Below are 19445 nucleotides of genomic sequence, written 5' to 3'. Positions count from 1 at the left end.
CTTCCACTGCCTTAGTGCTACGGAAGGCCACAGCAGTCTAAAAGAAACCACTGGTGGGGGAGGCAATGGACATCATCACGACGGTGCGAGAGATGCGTCGCCTGCGGAGCGGCTGGTCCGCCCTGAGTAGCGTCGGGCTTGTACCGACAATGGGTTATCTGCACGAGGGGCATCTGTCGCTGGTGCGTCGGGCACGTGCTGAAAACGATAAAGTAGTCGTCAGCATCTTTGTTAATCCGATTCAATTTGGGGCGCACGAGGATCTTGAGCGCTATCCTCGTGATCTATCGCGTGATCTCCATTTGCTCGAAGAGAGCAATGTTGATGCTGTTCTGGTGCCGACGGCGAGCGAGATGTATCCGCCGACCTTCATCACCTATGTCGAGCCGAGTGGGCCATTGGCCAGTGAAGCCGAGGGTGCCAGTCGTCCGGGGCACTTTCGCGGTGTGGCGACTGTTGTCCTCAAGCTCTTCAATATTGTGCAGCCGCAGCGGGCCTATTTTGGGCAGAAAGATGCCCAGCAGGTTGCTGTTATCAAAGCGCTGGTGGCAGATCTCAATCTGCCGGTTGAGCCGGTCATCATGCCGACAGTACGTGAGCCAGACGGGCTGGCCATGAGTAGCCGCAACAGCTATCTCTCGCCAGGGGGGCGGCGGGCGGCGACTGTTCTTTACCGGGCCTTACTGGCGGGCAAGGCCGCCTACGAGCAAGGGGTAAGCGATGGCCCTGCTGGCGTGGTACGAGTCATGCGGGAGATTGTTGCCAGCGAGCCTTTAGCGCGTCTGGAGTATGCTGACGTGCGAGACCCTGAGACCTTCCAGCCGCTAGAGACGTTGCGTGCGCCTGCGCTCTTACTGATTGCGGCCTTTGTTGAGGCGGCGCGCCTCATTGACAACGTTCTTTTGCGTGCTGACGGCAGTTGGGAGACTGGTCTCATTGTTCCGCCTTTGGCCTCCTGATCCTGGCGGAGAGTTGAGTCCATCAGACATGAACGAGCAGTGAGCGAGGAAGATGGGAGACAAAATTACTGTTGCCACTGTACAGGCTCGCAAGGGTGGGCCGCCTCTGACGATGGTCACCGCTTATGATACTGTTATGGCCACCATAGCCGATCGGGCTGGGGCGGACCTGATCCTCGTTGGCGACTCGGTGGCGGACAATGTGCTTGGCTTTTCCGATACTCTCTCTGCCACGATGGAGATCATGATCCATCACACTGCTGCTGTGGCGCGGGCCCGGCCACGAGCTTTGATCGTTGGTGACATGCCCTGGTTGAGCTACCATATCTCTCTGGAGGAGAGCGTGCGTAATGCGGGCCGCCTCATCCGCGAGGGGCGGGCTGAGGCTGTCAAGTTGGAGGGAGGGCGCAAGCGCCTGCCGGTGGTTGAGGCTTTGTTGGCGGCGGAGATCCCGGTGATGGGGCATCTAGGTCTCACGCCGCAGTCGGTGCGTGTCATGGGGGGGTATCGGGTGCAGGGTCGACGTCTTGAAGCGGCGCGGGCCCTGGTTGAGGAGGCGCGGGCGCTGGCGGGGGCTGGTGTCTTTGCTCTTGTGTTAGAGGGGGTGCCAGCCATCGTGGCCCGGGCCATTACGGCGCTGGTGCCTGTGCCCACCATTGGCATTGGGGCGGGACCGCACTGCGATGGTCAGGTTCTTGTCTTTCATGATGTGTTAGGCTGGCATCTCAACAAGCGCACGCCCAGGTTTGTCCGTCAGTATGCCTGTCTGGGTGAGGAGGCCGTGACGGCGCTCCAGCGCTTCTTTACTGATGTGCGCTCTGGGGCTTTCCCGGGCGAGGGGGAAAGTTATCGGATGGAGGAAGAGGAGGAGCGCGCCTTTGAGGCTCTGCTCAACGAGCTGGAGGGCGGTTGAGGTGGAAGAGAGGGAGGGGGAAGAGAGCAATCCAGCTCTGCCTGCTGCTCACATTGAGCGTCCCCGAGGCCCGAGGCTGGCCCTGACTGGTCGTGGGGGGGTATGAGAGGGCGGAGAGGGCGTGCACTTGATCCTTGCAGGGAAAGCGAGGCCTGTCGGTAGCTCTGCTGGGCCGGCACACTCAGTGGTGGGAGAGACCGATGCCCGTCGGTTCCGCTTTCGCCACCTTTTCGTGACAAGGAGGCCAACGGCCTCCTTGTTTTCACTGGCGTGGAAAGCCCCCCCTTGAAGGAAGAGTGCCGCAAAGGAGGGGCGTGGGGTGATGGCTGCAATCATTTGCTGTTCCAGGTCATAGTACAACCCCTGCGGCTCTAAGAGCTGGATCACCCATGCTCGCCGCTCCTCGGTCGTGGCCCGCTCCCAGAGGTGCCGTATCTGGGGAAGCTGCGCAGCGGCTTGCTGGATCTCTTCCCAGCTGATCCCGGCCAGGACAGGCTGCTCGAGCTGATAGAGGGCCAGGTCGACGGCAGCCACCTCCGCCTCAAAGTCGCGCACGCTCAGGTAGCCCTCGGAATAGAGCTTCACCAGCCGCGCTCTCTTTCCCAGCAGCCGCTCTTTCTCTTGCTCCGGTGCCCGGCGTCCAGCTTCTTCCAAGGCCAGGGTGGTCAACTGCTTTCTGATCTCGTCCTGCCAGTTCTCAGGCAGACGAATGGACTCGAGCAGTTGGCCAAATTGTTGCTGCACCACCTCGGCCTTGACCATGCGGTGGCCTCCGAGTGGGCAAGGCAGCTGCCGCAATTTGGCTGGATCGCGATAGTAGCTGCTGGTGGGACGGGCTCCAGGCTTGCTCCGCAGGGGCAAGCCACAGTGTGCACAGACAATGTAGCCAGCAAATTCGTAGACGCGCCTTGCCAGGCGGGCACGACCCGGGGCGCGCTGCATCGAGGCGGTGATGGTCCGGATCTGCTGCCACTCCTCATACGTGAAGGTGGCCTGGTGCTGGCCACGGAACCGCCGGCCCTTGTAGCGGATGGTCCCCCGATCATCGCCGGGGGCAAAGGCCGCATAGAATTCGTTCCGCAGGATCGCATTCACGGTATCTCGCGTAAAGAGACGCTGCCCGAACCGTTTACTCCCTGTGCGGTAGCCGGCTCCGTTCAAGGCATCCGCAATTTCTTCGCTGGTCCTCCCTTGCATGCGCAGCTCCCCGATCATCCGCAGGCCCGGATGGGTTTCAGGGTCAATCTCGGGAGGGTTCTTTGGCCCTGCTGAGCGATAGCCAAAGGGAAGATCTCCATTCGGCAATCCCTGCGCGGCCCGCTCAGCCTTTCCCTTGCTGGTGTGCTTCGCCAGGGTATCCGAAAAATACGCCGCGAAGGCTGAGAGAATCGTCAACTGGAGCATCCCCTCGGGAGTGCCATAGTCGATCTGCTCCTGCACCGCAATGAACGCCACTCACTGGCTCGCCAGCAGGCGAAAACTCTGCAGCGTGAGCGCCACATTGCGTGACCACCGATCCAGGGAATGGACCACCACCACCTGGATCTTGCCCTCACTGATATCATCCAGCAACTGGGCAAATGCCGGTCGCTTGGAAATCTGGTCGCTTCTGGCGCTCTTCTGATCGTCGATATACCAGCGTGGTTCAGGCAGGCCGCGCTGACGGCAGGCCTCCTCGATGGCTCGCTGCTGAGCAGCCAGGCTGAAATTGTCGCGCTGCATCTCACTGGAGCGACGCACGTACCCTGCGACCTGCAGCTTGGGTGGCTGACCAGGGAGTTTGGAGAGGAAAGAAGACAGCCTGCTCATTGCTCCACCTTTTGACGAGGAAGTTGGAACGGGAGCCTGTGCCTTCCCTCTCTTCCCGAGAGATCCTCGGTCGTAGCTGGGCGAGCGAGTGTCTCTGTCGGCTCCCTTCGCAGACGAACATCCCCTTGCCCAGCTCTCATCCCTGCTCCGACTTCTTGCGTCGACGAGGCCTGCTGCTCCTGGAGTGTGCGGAGAAGAATCCGTGCCAGCAGCCGGCAAAAGGCCCGTACATCTTCTCCTGCAGAAGATCTTTGCTGCACATGGGCTTCTTCTTGCTTCCAGACTGATGGCCGTCTGGGGATCTGCCCTTGCTGGATCTGCGTCCCTGTTTGAATGAATTGATGTCGTTCCATCAATGAATCGGCCCCACTGGTCGCGATTGATGGACTCGGGCAGCAGAACAAGCATCTCTGGCAGCGGACCACTGCTCTGCGTCGATCGGAAGGATGAGAGCGATACAAGGGAAGAGATATTCCGATAGTAGCAGAGACAAAGATGTTTGTCAAGACTGCAAGGTAAAACACTCGCTTTCGGTCGAGAAGTGCGGCTGCACGGCTGCCGTACTGATCCATCTGTCTGTTCCAGAAGCGGGCCCTGCCATCCGGGATGACTGTCAGCTTGCATTGATCGGGATCGCTGGCTCCCCTGCTCGTTCCACACCTCTGTCCTTCTCGTTTCAGCAGCGAGGCGCTACCCTCTTTGTGCAGACTCGGTGCAACGGAAGAGCAAAGCGCCTCCGGAGCGGAAGCGGGAACGGAGGCGAAGGGAGCCGATCGAGAGCGATCTGCTTGAGATGCAGGGGGAAAGAAGGGGGGTCATATATCATCTCCAGTCCCCTCTCACTGCTTCCACTGGGAAGCGCTGGATGGAACGTCTTTGCCAGAGCTAAGGGAGGATGATGTGCGTGCGTCAGGAAGATGCTCCCCTTCCCTGGCGCTGACCAGAGAGAAGGACCAGGAGGGGCGTGCGCCGTGAGCGATCCTCATGGGTCAAGGAACGTGACCTGATCGCGACCTGGAGGAGGCAGAATCTGGCGCCAGAGCGGAGCATGGAGCACGGAGGTTCCTGCACGCTGCACCTGCTCCCACTCGGCTAGTCGGAAGACAAGATACTCAGCGGGCTGATGTGCAGTGGCCTGCTGGATCACGTGGCTCATGCGCGACTGTGCCCCATCCGGACAGACCAGATAGAGGGAGAGTCTGCGAGCCTGTCGCTGGCTCAACGCCAGGTAGCGACGCCACTTCGCACGATACTGCGGCGGCTTGAGCGTCCCGCGGTCTACCTCAATCCAGGCGAGCACGTTTCGCTGGGCGTCTCGATAGGCGAACAGCAGATCGGGGATGACCGTGAGGCGGCCATCCTCGTGAGAACGGGTGTGAGGAGCCAGGTCCCACCAGATCGCTCGCTGCCGTGCCGCCTGGATCAGCTGCAGGAGGAGACGACGGAGCTGCTGGGTATGCTCCCACTGACGCCACAGCCCGCGTACCGCCCGCTGTCCCCACTGCTCTCCTGGCCAGGCATCCGAGCGAGATGCCAGCGCCGAGAGGGGCAGGCCTGTCACTGCTGCGAGCAACTGCAGCCCTCGTTCCGTCAGTCTCCAGTGGGGACTGCCGCCGCGAGGTTGGGGCCGGGGAGAAGGAGGCTCGACGGGGCGCACACAGCCCATCCGGCGCAGCTCGGCCACCAGATGCGCAAGGGTGGCCTGGGTGCGTGCAGGCTGTGCAAAGACGCTTGCCAGTTCGTCGGTGGTGGCCAGGGGAAGTGTGAACACGTGACGAAGCACCTGCAGATGGCGCGCTCCCAGCCGGGTGCTGAGGGAAGCCAGCTCAGGGAGATGGGCCTGCTGCGTGGGGGAAGGTTTGAGGGACGCCACGAACCAGCGGGTGTGTCTTTGGCTGAGCGGCCTGGTCGCAGCCGTGCGCGCTCTGGCGGCTGGCGATCGCAGGGGGGAGCGCACGCCGGGAAGCAGGTCGCCTTCTCCAAGCGCGAGGAGCGGCCAGAGGGAGCAGGGGCGCTCATTCCAGAGGGCGTGCCAGGTGAGGGAGTGCCAGGCCAGGCGTGTGCCTGGAGGGATGCAGGCCGCCAGGATCAGCGGGGCCTGCTGCTCTGCGAGGCCAGAGAGGCCAAGCTGCTGGCAAGCGCGTTCCGCGGCCTGCCGCCAGAGCTGGAGCCGGCGGGGCGGAGCAGCAGGCCCTGAGCCGGTTGGCAGCAGCAGGAGCACTGGTCCCACGCGCGGACAAGATGGCTGGTGCTGGGCACGAGCCTGGAGGACCACCCAGCCGATCACCTGCTGGCAGAGTCGCTGCACTTCGTCAGCGAGAGGCAGGCCTGGATCGAGCAGCAGCGGGAGGTGCACGCTGCAGAGGCTGCTGGCTTGCTGCTCTTCCGTGGTGGTGTCCCGTCTGACCTCCGCTCCCACTGACAGATCCTGGACGCCGAGCCAGAAGAGCGCTGTCGCTTGCAGGGGCCAGCGCTGCTGACCAAGCAGGAACGCGCTCCGGTAGTCCCGTACCCAGGTCCAGAGCCAGCGGACCTGCCCGTGTGCGGCACTGATCTGCAGCGGGGCCGGCAGTCGCGCCGTCAGCTGAGTGGGCGCGCGGCGGAGCACGTCCTGCAAGAGCTGCTGGCAGAGGCTCCAGTCAGCCAGGCGCGGCAGACACCGGAGCAGTTGCGCTCTGGTGTAGCCGTGCTGCGCAGCCAGTGCGCCAGGATCACACTGCAGCATCCTGGCCACCAGGATCACCCCTCTGGGGCTGGCGACATACCAGTCCCAGCGCTTGCTTCGGAGGCGCTCGATGGCACCTGCCGCCGTGGCCAGCGCCAGCAAGCGATGGATAGAGGGTCGGGAACAGCCGAGGGCCACGGCCAGGTCCTCGGCCCGCTGCCAGGGAAAGCGCAACAGCCACCAGAGCAGCCGGATGAGCTGGCGTTCCCGCTGGGGAGCGAGGGGAAGGCCCAGGCCCTCTTCAGTATCCATCGGCTGCTCCTTCCCCCTCCGCTGGTGCCTCTGCTGGCTCGCGGGTGAGCTCTGCGAGCGCTCCCTCGAAGGCTTCGAGCAGGAAGGGACGCACCTGTCCCTGTCGATGGACTGGCCTGAACGAGCCGGCCTCAGTGCGCTTGCGCAGCCCTTTGCGGCCTCGCTTGGACCCTCGGGGATGGCTGGGAGCAGGGGCCTCCTCTCGTCCTTCTCCTGCAGCGAGGGGATCACGCACGAGCGTGCCCCCTGCCGAATCGCCCTCTGGCTCCTGAGCAGGCTCGCCGGCGACAGGGTCTTCAGCGCCTGACGGAGCGCGGGCGACCCGTGTGCCTTCTGCCCCGAGCAGCAGCCACTGCTGCCGCTCAGCCAGTTCCCGATCAATCTCCTGGACCGGACGACAGAAGCGCTCGCGACTGGTGGCTCGGATGCGCTCGGCCAGGGCCGGGTCCGCTGCGTCGGGCAGCAGCAACTGGAGCGAGCAGGTGATGCGTTCTCCTGCGACGGGTAACCGGGCATAGCAGTGATGGCGCGGGGGGCTCTGCAGGTCCTCTGTGGTGATTCCCAATTCGGGAGCGAGCGTCTGGGCATCGTCCGCGCTGCCGGCAAACGCCAGAAGGCTTTGGATATTGGAAAAGATCTGGGCCAGCAGCTTGCGCTCCTGCCAGGTGTGCCGAAAGGCGTCTAGCGATTGCGTGGCCAGAGCAAAATTCGCCCCATATTTTCGCAGCTCTGCCAGCATTTGCCAGCGCACTCCCAGGAAGAACTGGAATTCATCGACGATGATCATCGTCCTGCGGCGTCCGGCTGGCTGCTCCTGCAGAAAGAGACCGAGTAAGTTCAGCAGCGTGGCCCCAATCAGACGCGCGGTATCCTCTCCCACAACGCCGGGTGCCAGCTTGATGAGGAGCACCCGCTGAAGGCACTGCCGTACATGCACTGAGGAGCGGCTCTGCCCCAGAATGCGTCGCGGAGTGACGGCCTCGAATTTGGCGAACTTCGTTAAGACGGGGTCGACGCGCTCGAGCCTCATGAACAGGCTGAGAGGCTCGAAGTAGATCTGCCACCAGCGAATCAAGAAGGGATCTGGCCGATGGAGGAGGCGCAGCAGACGGTTGCGGACGCGATCACTGGAGAGCACGAGCAGGACTTCCAGCAGCGTGAGCTGCCGCTCCTCTCCTTCCGTCACGAGCTGCTGGTTCACGCTGTAGATCAGCTTCAAGGCGGCCTCGCAGGCCGCCTCCATGCGTGGTCCCCAGCTCGTTGCCCAGATCTCGCGGAAGCAGGCGAGCAGGTCGGCGACGGCTTTGTCCCGCACGGGCGAGAAGTGGACATCGAGCGGATTGATCTCGGGGAGATGCTCAGGGTCACTGAGATCCATCAAGACGACGTCCCCCGCCCGCTCAGGCGGAATCAGCGGCAGCAGCTGATCCACCAGATCATGTGGAACCACTCTCACCTCCAAATCTTTGGTGCCTCTACGCTCCCTTGTTGACTTCTGGCTGAAATTTAACTATCCTTATAAAGGGTTAGCAGTAATATCTAGTATTGCAGAGATGATCAACTCAGTTTCTGGCTAGGAAGTCCCAGCTACTATCGAGTGGAGGATAGTATGCAACTACGAAAAGAGGCGATCATCTCCCTTCACCCAGACATTGTACACCGCTCCGAACCGTTTGGGGGAGTCCTCTTTAATCTTGAGACCAAAGCTTTTCACCCAGTAAATGAGCCCGGCTACCGACTTATTCAACTCTTAGACACTCATCCCAGTGTGGGGCAGCTCGAGTCTAAGATCCAGGAGTGGTACACGTCTGCGTTGTCCCAACCAATCGCAGAGGCACAGGCAGAGGACATTTGTACTATGTTTCTGGATGAGTTGCATCACCGGCAACTTATCCAGGGATACCCTCAAGAGGATGAAGTACGTCCCCCAAATCCGTCGACGACAGCATCGCCTCTGCCCGCTCATCTCAAGCTCAAAGCCCCGCTTGTGGTTTCACTCAGTACGCTCTTCACCTGTAACCTCTTCTGCACTCATTGTTATGTTGGCTCAACGAGTGAGATCCGACCAGATAACTTTACGGTTGAAGAGTTATGCCAAATCCTTACCAGATTGAAAGAGTTAGAGGTCTTTGATGTTGTCATTACCGGCGGCGAGCCACTCCTGCTCAAAGGGATCTTTGAGGTGCTTCAGCACGCAAAGTCCCTTGGTTTGTATATTTGCCTCAATACGAATGGTACCATTGTTACCCCACGAATTGCCCAACGGCTTCGCGACATCGGCGTTGATTGTGTGAAAGTCAGCATCGATTCGGCAAACGCTGCCGTCCATGACCGCTTCCGTGGACAGGTTGGCGCCTTTCGCAGAAGTATGAGAGGGATTGCTCATCTTGTTCGCGCAGGCGTGCGGACTGATATCCACACGGTTCTCTCCGTTGAATCCACTGGAAGCGAACAAGATATCGACGCAATGGTCACACTAGCAGAGAGCCTCGGAGTGCGTAAGGTCCATTTTGGGCGCTTATTCTCCACCGGGCGCGGGGAGGATCAGCAGAAGATTGCTCAAGCTCATCTTCTGCGCCTGATTGACTACCTCGAGGAACTCAAGATGCGGAACCCTCTCATCGGACGCACACCCAGTAAATCGATGCCGTGTGTCCCCAGTATTCCTTCTTACGATGGGTGCGGAGGCTGCGCTCGCGGCGTGTATGCCTATATCAGCTATAATGGTGGCGTCTACCCCTGCACGAATCTGTACAAGAGCGAGTGGTTGCTAGGGAATCTACGTGAGCAAGATTTCACAGGAATCTGGGAGCACTCCCCTGTCCTGGCCGACCTACGTACAAGGCTGTCTACCGTGAGTACCAGTATGGGGGAGGCGTTCCATGATTGACCATGTGTACCGCATACCGAAGGTCATCATTGGTAATCCCGAAACTAAAGGGATTGCCTTCGACTTCATTCCTAACTACTATCCATACTTCACTCCCAAGGTCACTTTGCAGAATGGGCGGGTCTATTATGGCGAAATTCCCCTTCAGCTTAGTGCTCAGGAACAGTTTCTCCTGGCACGTTGCGATGGGTGCCACTCGGTCTACGCACTTACGATGGACTTCGCCCAAGCATTTCAGCTAGCAGAGAGAGACGAAGCGGCTGTTATCGTCTTCGATCGGTTGAAATGGGCGCGTTCTCTCGGTCTTATCAGACGTGATAATGCCTTCAGGCCTGATGGTCTCTTCATTCGTATACGCCAGGTCAAACCCGAGGGAACTGAGGAGCGGCGATGGTTCTACCTTCCGCCTTTTGCCCAGAGGGTTTTGACACTGGCAAGCGGGGCCTTTTCGTGCCGTGAAATTGCTGCGCAGATACGCAGCGAATTTGAGTCAGGTACGCACCAGTACCCTGGATTGGAGGAATTAGAGCAAAGCACAGTAGAGGACGCCGTTGTTGAAACCTGCCAGTTTCTCATAAGCATTGGCATTGTTGCCTGGATCGATGACGAGCAGAGCCGCGAGATGCGGCTTACAGCGTTTCTCGAACAGTCGATGAAAACCATTGGAGGGGCAACGCATGACCACGAACGAAGTTCAGGACAAGATTTTAGTCGAGTCTCAGTCAGTTGAACTTGCTCCTTCCCAGGACAAGGCATCAGAAAGCCTGGTGATTGAGGTAGTACCAGAGAAAAGAAAGCAGAGGAAAACAGTGATCCCGGATGAACTCCTCCCACGCGTTTTCCCTGCCAACAGCGCCTGCCCGGCCAACGACTATTAACAGTCCTTGTAGCAAAAGAATCGCTTGTCGTCTTGCTTGATTGAGGTGAGCATGAAGGGCCAGGCTGGCCGAGTTGGGAAACTGCCAGCCTGGCGTTCTTTCGCATGAGCAAGGCTTTTCGCACACGCTAGAGGTGCAAAGTAGAAGGTCTGAAGGGAACTTATGATCAACCAGCCTTCTCTTTCGGTTGATGATCTTGTACGCCTCGGGTCGTACTGGGAGACCAAGATATTGTTGACTGCAATCAAACTTGATCTCTTCACGAGATTGCTTGAGCGGCAGAAAACAGCAGCAGACCTTGCCAGAGAAATTGAGGCAAATGCGAATCATTTGGAGTTATTACTGAATGCATTAGTCGGCGTAGGAGTATTGGAGAAGCGTGATGACTACTATAGAAACACCCCCCTCGCTCAAAGCCATCTGGTGAGGGGCATGCGGTTTTGGTATTGGGCTCATCTAGACGATCTCTTATGGCATGCTTGGGAGCAGTTAGAACGCATTATCCTCTCTGGAAGAGATGTGGCTCAACAGACGCTGTTTGAGAAGGATCCAGAAGCAGCGACCTATCTTTTACTCGCACTTTACCAGGGGAGCTTTGAAAAGGCACAAGCCATTGCATCGATTGTAGACCTGAGTCCATTTCACACGCTCCTGGATATTGGCGGAGGAGCAGGGACGTGTTCAATCGCTTTGCGTCTGGCTTACCCTCACCTTCATGCTACCATATTTGACCTTCCCGGCACACTGCCGATGACACAACAAATGACCCAGCAAGCGAACTTACAGGACCGGATCAACCTGATCGCGGGAGATGTAACCAAGGATGGACTCCCGGGAATCTACGATGCGGTCCTGGTCTCTCATGTGGTTCATTGGCTGGATGAAGAGCAAATTTCCCTGCTCTTCAACAAAGTGTCTACCGCACTGGAAGATCATGGTATGGTGCTTGTGCGAGATTTCTTTCTGGAAACGAGTAAGACTGCCCCCAGGCAGACAGCAGTCTTTTCGGTTTCTCTACTGGTGCAGGGGGGAAGCCGATGCTACAGCTTCGATGAAGGAGCGACGTGGTTAACCCAAGCTGGCTTTCGTCGAGGAGCAGAGAAGATACCCAGAGAACTCATTCTAGCCAAGAAGCAGGTCAGGGACGAAGACGGAAGGGAGACCAGCGAATGCGGCCATATTGGATAAAGAGAAACGTGGACATCCTCCTCCTCGGGCTTTCTCCACTGCCTTCCGGGCGAACAAGGAGGGTCTGATGCAGGCGCAGAACGTGAGTCTCTGGCGTCATCCAAATTTCCTGAAGCTGTGGATTGGGCAAAGCGTTTCGCTCTTTGGCGACCAGATCACCTTGCTCGCTGTGCCGCTGGTGGCCGTGGTGACGTTGCACGTTCCTGCCGCACAACTGGGTTTCCTCGGCGCTACGGAAACCGCCCCGATCCTGGTTCTGGGACTCATGGCAGGGGTTTGGGTCGATCGGTTACCACGGCGCCTGCTGCTGATTGGTGCAGATCTTGGGCGGGCGGTGTTACTGCTCCTCATTCCTCTGGCAGCATGGCTCGGCCTGCTGCATATGCTGATCCTCTATATTGTAGCGTTTGGCGTGGGGACGCTTTCTGTCTTCTTTGGGGTAGCATATCAGGCCTTTCTTCCAACGTTGCTTCCACGCGAACAATTAATCGAGGGCAACAGCAAGCTTGAGATCAGCCGCTCAGGGTCTCAGGTGGCTGGCCCAGCGATCGCGGGCTTCCTGATGCAATTCGTCACTCCCCCTTTTGCTATTCTTCTCGACGCTGGCTCCTTCCTCTGGTCTGCTCTTTGTGTGAGCCTGATCCGCGCACAGGAGCCTGGACCACCACCGCGGCGCGAGCAGCGGCATCTCTGGGCGGAGATGATGATAGGGCTTCGCTTTGTGTTTGGCAATCCGATTCTGCGAGCGATTGCCGGCTGCACTGGAACCGCCAACCTCTTCGGCAGTGTGATTACGACTATCCTTGTACTGTATTTGGTTCGCGACCTCGGAGCGACTGCCGGGCTCCTGGGGATTATCTCTGCCAGTAGTAATCTGGGCTTTCTCTTTGGCGCAACACTCGCACGGCGCACTGCCACGCGTTTTGGCCTCGGCAGGACCCTGGTGGGTGCTCCCATCCTGGCAAGCATCGGCGCCTTGCTCATCCCGCTGGCACGCGGTCCGCTCATGCTCGCTGTGCCCCTGCTTATAGGAGCACAGTTCCTGGGGAGTCTTGGGGGGACCATCTATAGTATCAACCAGTTGACATTACGACAGACGATTACCCCGGAACGCCTGCAGGGACGGATGAGTGCAAGTATGCGCTTCATTGTGATTGGAGCCATGCCCATAGGCGCACTCCTCGGGGGGATGTTAGGGCAAACCATCGGCTTATGGCCGACATTAGTGGTCGGAGCAGCCGGTCGATTGCTCCCGGTCCTCTGGGTGTGGTTCTCCCCCATTCGACACACCGCCGATCAATGGCTCGCGAAGGAATCTGCACAACTTCCGGTATAAATAGCACCAGGGAGAGCGCGAATCGACCAGGGAGCTTGTACTCGCATTCCCCACTACTTTGCGGCTGGTGACAGCTTACGTAGCACTCCCCCTGAGAGCGTCTCCGTTCCGCCACGGAGAGCTGAACGGTGCCCATAAAGCGTTCAGCATCGTCGTGATCCGTTGGCGTACCGGCCGGACTCATCGAGCACAACAAATGGGGCACCCTGCTGCTGGCACGGCTGGGATAGGTAGATTGCTTGCGCTTGCGTCTGGCCGCCACCCCTATTGTTTCATCACCCGCCTGGCGCGCTTTTTCCCCATCTTGAGCAGGGCCGCCGGCTTGCGATGGCCCGGCGTGTCATCGATGTCGTGCCACCGTTCGCGAGCGAGGGAGACCTGCTTGCCTTTGTGCGCCTGCTTTCCACGCAGATACAGCCGGTTGCGGGCGATCCCCAATGCTCGTGCCACCTGGCTTTTCGTGTAGGAGCTGCCCGGCTGACACCATTGATGACCAGCTCCACGCCGTCCCCACTGCGTGATTGCTATCGGTGGGTGGCCCGCTCCGAAGGCGGGCGCAGCTGCGGAACCCGGCCAGGGAGTGGTTCAGATGAAGGGGGACGCTGCACGCGGTCGGCCCGGAGGCGCTGATGGTGCTGGAGCTGCTCCCGCTGTTGCTGATGAGGAGAGGGATAGCGACCAGAGTGGAGCTGGAGCAGGGGCCAGTCCTGCGCGGCTGATGGGCTGGCAGGTGTGGGCAGCGGCTCCCCTGTGCGCCGGCGAGGCGAGATAGCCCTCCGACAGGGCACAAGGGACTGTAGCCCGGTCCAGCCTTGGGCAGGCAGGGTGTGAGAGACTGAGAGACGGGGAGCAGGGTGTATGGGATCAGTCGCCCAGCTGGCGCCGGAGCTGCTCGACGAGGTCGCGGCTGCGCTGCGTCATGGGATGCTCGGGGCCGAGGAGGCGCTCGTGGATGGCGAGGACCCGCTTGGCCAGGGGGAGGGCGTCGCTGAGGCGGCCCAGGGTGTAATAGAGGAGAGCGAGAGTGTTGAGGGCAGTGGCGGTGTCTGGGTGATCGGAGCCGAGGACGCGCTCGCGGATGGAGCGGGAGCACTCGGCCAGCGGAAGAGCCGCCTGATAGCGCCCCTGCGCGCGCAGATATCTCACCACCTGCTTAGTCTGTCTTCTGAGGGGGAGAGGCTTCCTCCTCGGCCAGCTGGCGCGGGACCAGCTGGAAGAGGGGCCCCATTCGAGGGCAGTCCGAGCTGCCACCGCCTGTTCTTGGACCAGGCGGCCTCGAATCAGAGAGAGGAATTCATAGGTCCTCTCCGAGAGGGGGCGCCGGCTATTCTTCGGTCGCTGCTCACGAGCCTGGAAGAGGGCTTCCAGGAGGCAGAAATCGTCGTTGCGTATGGGCCACTGGATCAGGTCAGCCAGATGGGGCAACCGTTCCCTATCCAGCCGCAATTCAAGAGGAGGAGAGAAACGATACAGGAGGTCCTCAAGAGGAGGATGGGCCTTTTCCTGAGAGTCAACAGAATCCACAGACATGAGCAGTACCACCTTTCTCGTTCTGTGAGAACAGATGAGAACAGAGAGTCTGGAAAGGTGGGATCATCGGTGACAGATGTCCCCTCTAGGAGGAGGTGTGAGTCAGCACTGACGAGAGGAAGCGTTGCTGCGGAAAGGTCACCAGCTCTGTATTAAAGCGCTTCGGTTCCTCGATGAACGCGGCATGCCCAGTGGGATAGAGCGAGAGGGTGACTGTGGCTCCCGCGTCCTCGAGCTGCCGGGCGATCTGGTGAGCCAGCATCTGAGGGACCAGTCTGTCAGACTCGCCGTGGATGATGAGCGTTGGCAGCCGAAAGTCGTGCCAGGGAATACTCTCTCTTGCCTGGACGGCTGGCAAGGGAGGAAGGAGGCTGGCCAGAGAAAGGCGCTGCTCGTCCACTGACTCAAGGAGCCTGGTTAGCGCCAGGCAGCTTCCGCCCAGATGTCGCTCAAACTCTCCGAACACCGGTGGGTTCATCGTCAATCCGGTGGTAAAACGCACCAGCCACGTCAACGGCTCAGACAGGTCGAAGGGCGCGGGAGCATCTGTTCCTGTTCCTGTGAATACCTCAGCGAGGCGTTCAAGGAAGAGAGGTGTGCCCACGAACACCAGGCCAGCAATCGTTTGTCTGCGAGGTGATTGACGGAGCAGCTCACCGACCAGTTATCCCTCCCAGCGACCAGCCGACGAGGACCACCGGGAGATAGGCTGGGAAGGGCGAAGCCGCCAGGACAGTAGCGAGCTCCGCTGTCCAGCAACCCAGGCTCTCCGTCTAGCCGCCCTGGAGCGACCAGGAAGGGGCCCACGTCAGCACGTTCCATCCGGCCTCGGTCAGTGGGAGGATCTGCTTGCGCCAGCAGTAAGCGGGCTGGAGGAAGCCCGGCACAAGCAGCTCGGTGCCCACGGCAGGGGAGTGCCTTGCAGGGGCGTAGTAGACGGAAAGCTGCATTCCTGGACGGTCAGGGAGAGTGAGCAGACATCCGGATCAGGGAGTCCTACCACAAGAATGTGGCTTCGATCACTTCCTTGGAACGGCTTACACCGGCATCTGGCCCCGGTCATGCTGGCCTACCGTTTTCTCAGGCGCTCTCGTCTCGCTCTTCCTTCCGGTGAGGTATTTTCCCCCTGCGGCAGGAGAAACTCGCTGCCTGGGGTGCATCGGCAGGTGCTCCTTCTGGCTCTTCCAGGATCTCGTCTGCTGGTTGATTCACACCCAGCAGATCGAGTTCTTCCGTCCCAGGAGAAACTAACAAAGTAGTGCCAGGGCGTCAGTCAAGTAACAGAGACAATCGGTGACAAGCCAGCAATCACGACGGCCAAAACGTGCTGGGCCATCACATCTTTCGCAATGGTCCGGTCTCCCCGGCTCCACTGCACTGCGGGACCGAAGATGGCCCAACTGATGACCTGCGCCGTGGTTTCTACTGTTTCCCGGCCAATGGGCACCAACGAGGGGACCTGGTTCAGCCAGCGCACAAAGACCCCCTGGAGTTCTTGCTGCAAAGCGACCTCGAAGAACGGCACAAACTGCCTATCGGCTGGCTTGAGGTGATACTGCCAGAGGGCCAGAAAATCGAACACGGCGAGAAGAAGCTGGCGCAAGGTGCTCATCTGTAGGGTGGATGTGGCGGGAAGCTGGCTCTCTAACGCATGGTGAAACTTCTCGCGCATCCAGACCTCTAAGAGAGCATATTTATCTTCAAAGTGAGCATAAAAGGTGGCCCGGTTAACCGTTGCGCGCTCTGTGATGTCTGCGACCCGGATAGAGTGAATGGTGCGTCCCTCTTCAAGCAATGAGATGAACGCTTGCAGCAACAACTGACGAGTCCGTTTGACCCGTGGATCGTTCTCATTCGCCGGTGTGGTCATTGTTCCCTCCTTCCCCTGGAAATGTCCTCATCCTCCCCCTTGTGAAAAGCAACAATTGCCTCCCCATGTTGTCTACACAACGATCAGGCTGGTTTGCTGATTGCTTCCTGTTTAGAGCCAGCTTACTATTCCTCCTGTGTAGTATACACGAAAGTGTTAGTTAGATAACACTGTTGTCTATCCGACATCTTTCTGTTCACTTGCTAGATGTGGTGGCCATCAGATGCAGGGCACCTGTCCCGGCAGGGCATGTTTGCCGCAGCGAGAGCACACAAAGATGGAGGAAGGGCTATCTCAATGCAACCAAGAGTCATTACGCGATCTCTCTCCTGGAGGTGGTTTTCATGATCGTCATTACAACTCCCACTGGCCTGATCGGCCATCAAGTACTGAACAATCTGCTCAGAAGCTCCGAGCAGATCCGTGTGATCGTGCGCGATCCCTCTCGTCTGTCCCCGCGCGAGCGTGAGCGGGTCGAAATCGTGCAGGGATCGCATGGTGACCTCGACGTGGTTACCAGGGCGTTCGCAGGAGCAGACAGCGTGTTCTGGCTTGTGCCCCCGGACCCCCAGGCCGAGAGCGTTGAGGCCGCCTATGTGGGCTTCAGCCGACCAGCGTGCGACGCCTTCAAGAGCCAGGGAGTCAAGCGGGTGGTTGGCGTCTCGGCCTTCGGTCGTGGAGCAGCTGTGTCCGGAAAGGCTGGCAATGTCACGGCATCGCTGGCGATGGACGACCTGATCGCCAGCACGGGGGTCAGTTACCGAGCTCTGGCAATGGCCCCTTTCATGGAGAATCTGCTCCGTCAAGTCGAGTCGATTAAGCACCAGGGCGTGTTCTTCGACATGGTATCTGGGGACCTCAAGCAGCCAATCTGCGCCACCCGCGATATTGCCACCATTGCCGCCGGGCTCCTGCTCGATCGCACCTGGAGCGGAGTCGCCAGTCGCCCGGTGCTCGGTCCCGAGGATCTCTCCTACAACGACATGGCGCAGATCATGTCCCAGGTGTTGGGCAGGCCAGTGCGCTACCAGCAGATCACAGGTTCAGCCCTGAAGGCCACGCTGATCAGATATGGGAGGTCCGAGGCTATGGCGCAGGCCCTGGTCGATATGATGGCGGCCTACGATCAGGGACTCGCCACCGCCGAGCCGCGTACCCCCGAATCCACCACTCCCACGAGCTTCCGCCAGTGGTGTGAGGAAGTGCTCAAGCCAGCCATCCTGGCCTGAGCACCATTACAAACGAAAGGAACAACAAACGAAGCACCTCGACTGAGGCAGCTGCGTCTCAAGGAGTTGGATAGCTGCCTGTGGGAGCGCAGGTGCTGTCTGCAACCGCTTCAGGGGAAGCAGGGCACTGGTCTGTGAGCATGCGGCCAGGTGGCGCGAGGCTCGCGCTTTTTCAGGCTTCACAGTCAAGCTCTTGCATGGCTGCTTCTACCAGCTTTCCTACTTCTCTGGCTTGCCGATGATACGCTGGAAGATGCTCGTGAGTGAAGACCTGCAAGGCCAATGTCACGCATTGCTAGCCCTTGCGCAGAGCAGTGCATGTCGCCTGCTGGTCCCATGCTGCCAGGGCTTCCCCAAGGTCCAGATAGGTAAGTGCCAGATTGTATTGGGTTGATGCCCATTCAAACGGCATCTGCTGGTGGGTGTACACCTCCAGCGCCGCGCGGAAACAGGCCACCGCCTGCTCCTGGTTGGTCCGCAGATTACCCAGCGGGCGCAGGTTAAAAGCAATACCTGTGCCAATCAGCGCGGCGGCATCTTTGCGGCGCATCAGGCTGCGCGCCAGGGTCCAGCGTTTCCACCCGCTTGACCACGTAGGGAAGGTGGGCACGCTCCCGCTCGGCCTGCGCCTCGGCCTTGCGCTTGCGCCGTGCGGCTTCTTCTGCCGTGCGGCGCTTCGTCACGTCGGCGCGAAACGCCGCGAAGGTAAGCAGCCCTGCAAAGACGATGATGCCACCGACCAACCAGGGATGGGCTAGTGCCTGGCCGGTCAGCGTCCAGGTGCGCGGGTCCGTCGCGCCGCTGACGCCGATGGTCACCAGGGCTTTAAGGAAATCTCCTATAAAGCAAGGCCGACAAGGCCCTATACCCCACAATGATCTTCCAAACGGCCTGCTTGCCAGACCGCCAAGGCGATTACCCCGAGGGCCGCATCCGTCGGGGCTACCCGCATGGCCACCGCCGACCAGCCAAAGACGGGAGGACGTTGTAACCGAAAACAGATGAAGGTACGTCCAAAGAAACGTTCGATGGAGGTGCGCTTGCCTGGCTCCTCGGCGATCCAGGTGGGAGGCAGACCATTCCGCCGTTTCTGGCGTTTGGGGTTCCACGGCAGGACGGCGCGGGTGCCCAGGACGGTGTGAATCCAGGCGATCAGTTTCAGGCCCCAGAAGCCAGCATCCAAATGGATCACGCGGGAGCGCACCTGGAAGAGGCGTACCGTCCAGGCGAGCAATGGGCGGGCCAGGGGCGCATCGTGGACATTGGCGGGTGAGGGCAGAAACAGGAGCGGCAAGCCGGTCCCACGACAGAGCAGAGTATGGACGCGGTAGCCTAACAGGAGTGGGCGGGAATGGCGGCCACCAGCAGGTCCTCCAGAGGATGACGGCCTTCCTTTGCCGTAAGAAGAGATCATCCAGTTCGGATTCAGTTTGCTGTTGTGGTTCTTTTGGGGGGTCTTTCTCGTGTTCCTGGTCTGGCTCTTCTTTGCTCCCCCACTCTGGATTGAGATCAGTGCTTCCCTCATCGCTGTGGCCCTGCTGGTGAGCGCTGCGCTCTGGAGGAATCCGGTTCCCGAGGAGAGGCTCGCTGCAGCCAGGCGGGAGATCGCTCTCTATCAGGCCAGAAGCGGCGAGTATGCCCCGCTCTCAGAAGAAGAGCGGCGGGCCTTGCTGCTGCAGCGCATCACTTGACTGATTCCCTGTCGCAGCGAGCAGCTCGCTTCGTACCACAGAGAGAGCAGCACAGTGCGATCAGAGGAGGCTGTCCCTTCCTGCTCAGGGCGAGGAAGAATCCGTACGCTGTTCTCCTGAACAGGACTCCTGTTACTGATGACCGCTTTTGGGAGTCTATCGCTGGACACGGATC

19 protein-coding genes and 1 pseudogene are annotated in these 19445 nt (G+C 59.8%); 9 read left to right on the top strand and 11 right to left on the bottom strand.

The window, feature by feature from the left end:
* Positions 1 to 65: 65 nt before the first annotated feature.
* Positions 66 to 959, top strand: coding sequence for a pantoate--beta-alanine ligase (panC, locus tag N688_RS15610; protein ID WP_052890144.1), 894 nt, complete (start codon positions 66 to 68; stop codon positions 957 to 959).
* A 52-nt stretch (positions 960 to 1011) separates the two neighbouring features.
* A complete protein-coding gene (panB, locus tag N688_RS15605; protein ID WP_052890143.1) occupies positions 1012 to 1872 on the top strand; it encodes a 3-methyl-2-oxobutanoate hydroxymethyltransferase in 861 nt (286 codons plus the stop codon).
* 48 nt (positions 1873 to 1920) lie between these two features.
* On the opposite strand, the gene N688_RS15600 is transcribed toward panB, so the two are convergent.
* The 4 genes from N688_RS15600 to N688_RS15585 all read right to left on the bottom strand — a co-directional run bounded on the left by N688_RS15600 (position 1921) and on the right by N688_RS15585 (position 8114).
* Positions 1921 to 3327 carry a recombinase family protein gene (locus tag N688_RS15600; protein WP_052890142.1) on the bottom strand — a complete coding sequence of 469 codons (1407 nt, stop codon included), beginning with the start codon at positions 3325 to 3327 and terminating at the stop codon, positions 1921 to 1923.
* Positions 3328 to 3681 carry a recombinase family protein gene (locus tag N688_RS23235; RefSeq protein WP_052890141.1) on the bottom strand — a complete coding sequence of 118 codons (354 nt, stop codon included), beginning with the start codon at positions 3679 to 3681 and terminating at the stop codon, positions 3328 to 3330.
* Positions 3682 to 4663: 982 nt separating this feature from the next.
* On the bottom strand, positions 4664 to 6658 hold the full coding sequence (locus N688_RS15590; protein WP_052890140.1) for a replication-relaxation family protein: 1995 nt from the start codon (positions 6656 to 6658) through the stop codon (positions 4664 to 4666).
* Positions 6648 to 8114 carry a TraM recognition domain-containing protein gene (locus tag N688_RS15585; RefSeq protein ID WP_156025452.1) on the bottom strand — a complete coding sequence of 489 codons (1467 nt, stop codon included), beginning with the start codon at positions 8112 to 8114 and terminating at the stop codon, positions 6648 to 6650. Before N688_RS15585 ends, N688_RS15590 begins: the two co-directional genes overlap by 11 nt.
* Before the next feature lie 153 nt (positions 8115 to 8267).
* Here N688_RS15585 and N688_RS24025 point away from each other — a divergent pair.
* From N688_RS24025 to N688_RS15565, 5 genes and pseudogenes are all read left to right on the top strand, one after another.
* Positions 8268 to 9038 (top strand): annotated as a pseudogene (locus N688_RS24025) (PqqD family peptide modification chaperone); the annotation flags it as partial.
* Between the two features lie 87 nt (positions 9039 to 9125).
* Positions 9126 to 9548: an SPASM domain-containing protein gene (locus N688_RS23625; protein ID WP_238321090.1), complete on the top strand. Its 423-nt coding sequence runs from the start codon at positions 9126 to 9128 to the stop codon at positions 9546 to 9548.
* A complete protein-coding gene (locus N688_RS15575; protein WP_052890137.1) occupies positions 9541 to 10278 on the top strand; it encodes a hypothetical protein in 738 nt (245 codons plus the stop codon). Before N688_RS23625 ends, N688_RS15575 begins: the two co-directional genes overlap by 8 nt.
* Positions 10279 to 10588: 310 nt before the next feature.
* The gene (locus N688_RS15570) at positions 10589 to 11614 is read left to right on the top strand and encodes a methyltransferase (protein ID WP_052890136.1); all 1026 of its coding nucleotides are present in this window, start codon (positions 10589 to 10591) and stop codon (positions 11612 to 11614) included.
* A 67-nt stretch (positions 11615 to 11681) separates the two neighbouring features.
* Positions 11682 to 12950, top strand: coding sequence for an MFS transporter (locus N688_RS15565; protein WP_052890135.1), 1269 nt, complete (start codon positions 11682 to 11684; stop codon positions 12948 to 12950).
* A 264-nt stretch (positions 12951 to 13214) separates the two neighbouring features.
* Here N688_RS15565 and N688_RS22905 read toward each other — a convergent pair whose 3' ends face one another.
* The 4 genes from N688_RS22905 to N688_RS15550 all read right to left on the bottom strand — a co-directional run bounded on the left by N688_RS22905 (position 13215) and on the right by N688_RS15550 (position 16350).
* Positions 13215 to 13400 (bottom strand): hypothetical protein, encoded by a 186-nt coding sequence (locus N688_RS22905; protein WP_156025450.1) that lies wholly within the window; start codon positions 13398 to 13400, stop codon positions 13215 to 13217.
* Between the two features lie 414 nt (positions 13401 to 13814).
* Positions 13815 to 14480 carry a tetratricopeptide repeat protein gene (locus N688_RS22400; RefSeq protein ID WP_081838899.1) on the bottom strand — a complete coding sequence of 222 codons (666 nt, stop codon included), beginning with the start codon at positions 14478 to 14480 and terminating at the stop codon, positions 13815 to 13817.
* Between the two features lie 85 nt (positions 14481 to 14565).
* Positions 14566 to 15084 carry an alpha/beta fold hydrolase gene (locus N688_RS15555; protein WP_337588103.1) on the bottom strand — a complete coding sequence of 173 codons (519 nt, stop codon included), beginning with the start codon at positions 15082 to 15084 and terminating at the stop codon, positions 14566 to 14568.
* A 669-nt stretch (positions 15085 to 15753) separates the two neighbouring features.
* Entirely contained in the window at positions 15754 to 16350 is a 597-nt protein-coding gene (locus tag N688_RS15550) for a TetR/AcrR family transcriptional regulator (protein ID WP_052890133.1), read from the bottom strand.
* Positions 16351 to 16694: 344 nt separating this feature from the next.
* Here N688_RS15550 and N688_RS15545 point away from each other — a divergent pair, with 344 nt between their 5' ends.
* Entirely contained in the window at positions 16695 to 17579 is an 885-nt protein-coding gene (locus N688_RS15545) for an NmrA family NAD(P)-binding protein (protein ID WP_052890132.1), read from the top strand.
* Positions 17580 to 17874: 295 nt separating this feature from the next.
* Here the strand turns inward: N688_RS15545 and N688_RS15540 are convergent, their stop codons facing one another.
* Genes N688_RS15540 through N688_RS15530 form a run of 3 tightly spaced genes read right to left on the bottom strand, consistent with a single transcriptional unit; the run spans position 17875 to position 18993 of the window.
* Positions 17875 to 18129, bottom strand: a complete 255-nt coding sequence (locus tag N688_RS15540; protein WP_052890131.1) for a hypothetical protein — start codon at positions 18127 to 18129, stop codon at positions 17875 to 17877.
* Positions 18080 to 18397: a hypothetical protein gene (locus N688_RS15535; RefSeq protein WP_052890130.1), complete on the bottom strand. Its 318-nt coding sequence runs from the start codon at positions 18395 to 18397 to the stop codon at positions 18080 to 18082. Before N688_RS15535 ends, N688_RS15540 begins: the two co-directional genes overlap by 50 nt.
* Positions 18398 to 18441: 44 nt before the next feature.
* Entirely contained in the window at positions 18442 to 18993 is a 552-nt protein-coding gene (locus N688_RS15530) for a transposase (RefSeq protein WP_052890129.1), read from the bottom strand.
* Between the two features lie 49 nt (positions 18994 to 19042).
* Here N688_RS15530 and N688_RS23230 point away from each other — a divergent pair, with 49 nt between their 5' ends.
* Positions 19043 to 19270 (top strand): hypothetical protein, encoded by a 228-nt coding sequence (locus N688_RS23230; protein ID WP_162179573.1) that lies wholly within the window; start codon positions 19043 to 19045, stop codon positions 19268 to 19270.
* The last annotated feature ends 175 nt before the right edge of the window (positions 19271 to 19445 follow it).

The organism is Thermogemmatispora carboxidivorans (genome assembly GCF_000702505.1).
In the GTDB taxonomy this organism is placed as follows: Bacteria; Chloroflexota; Ktedonobacteria; order Ktedonobacterales; family Ktedonobacteraceae; genus Thermogemmatispora; species Thermogemmatispora carboxidivorans.
The sequence above is the reverse complement of the archived record's forward strand: the minus strand, read 5'-3'. Positions and strand labels throughout refer to the sequence as shown.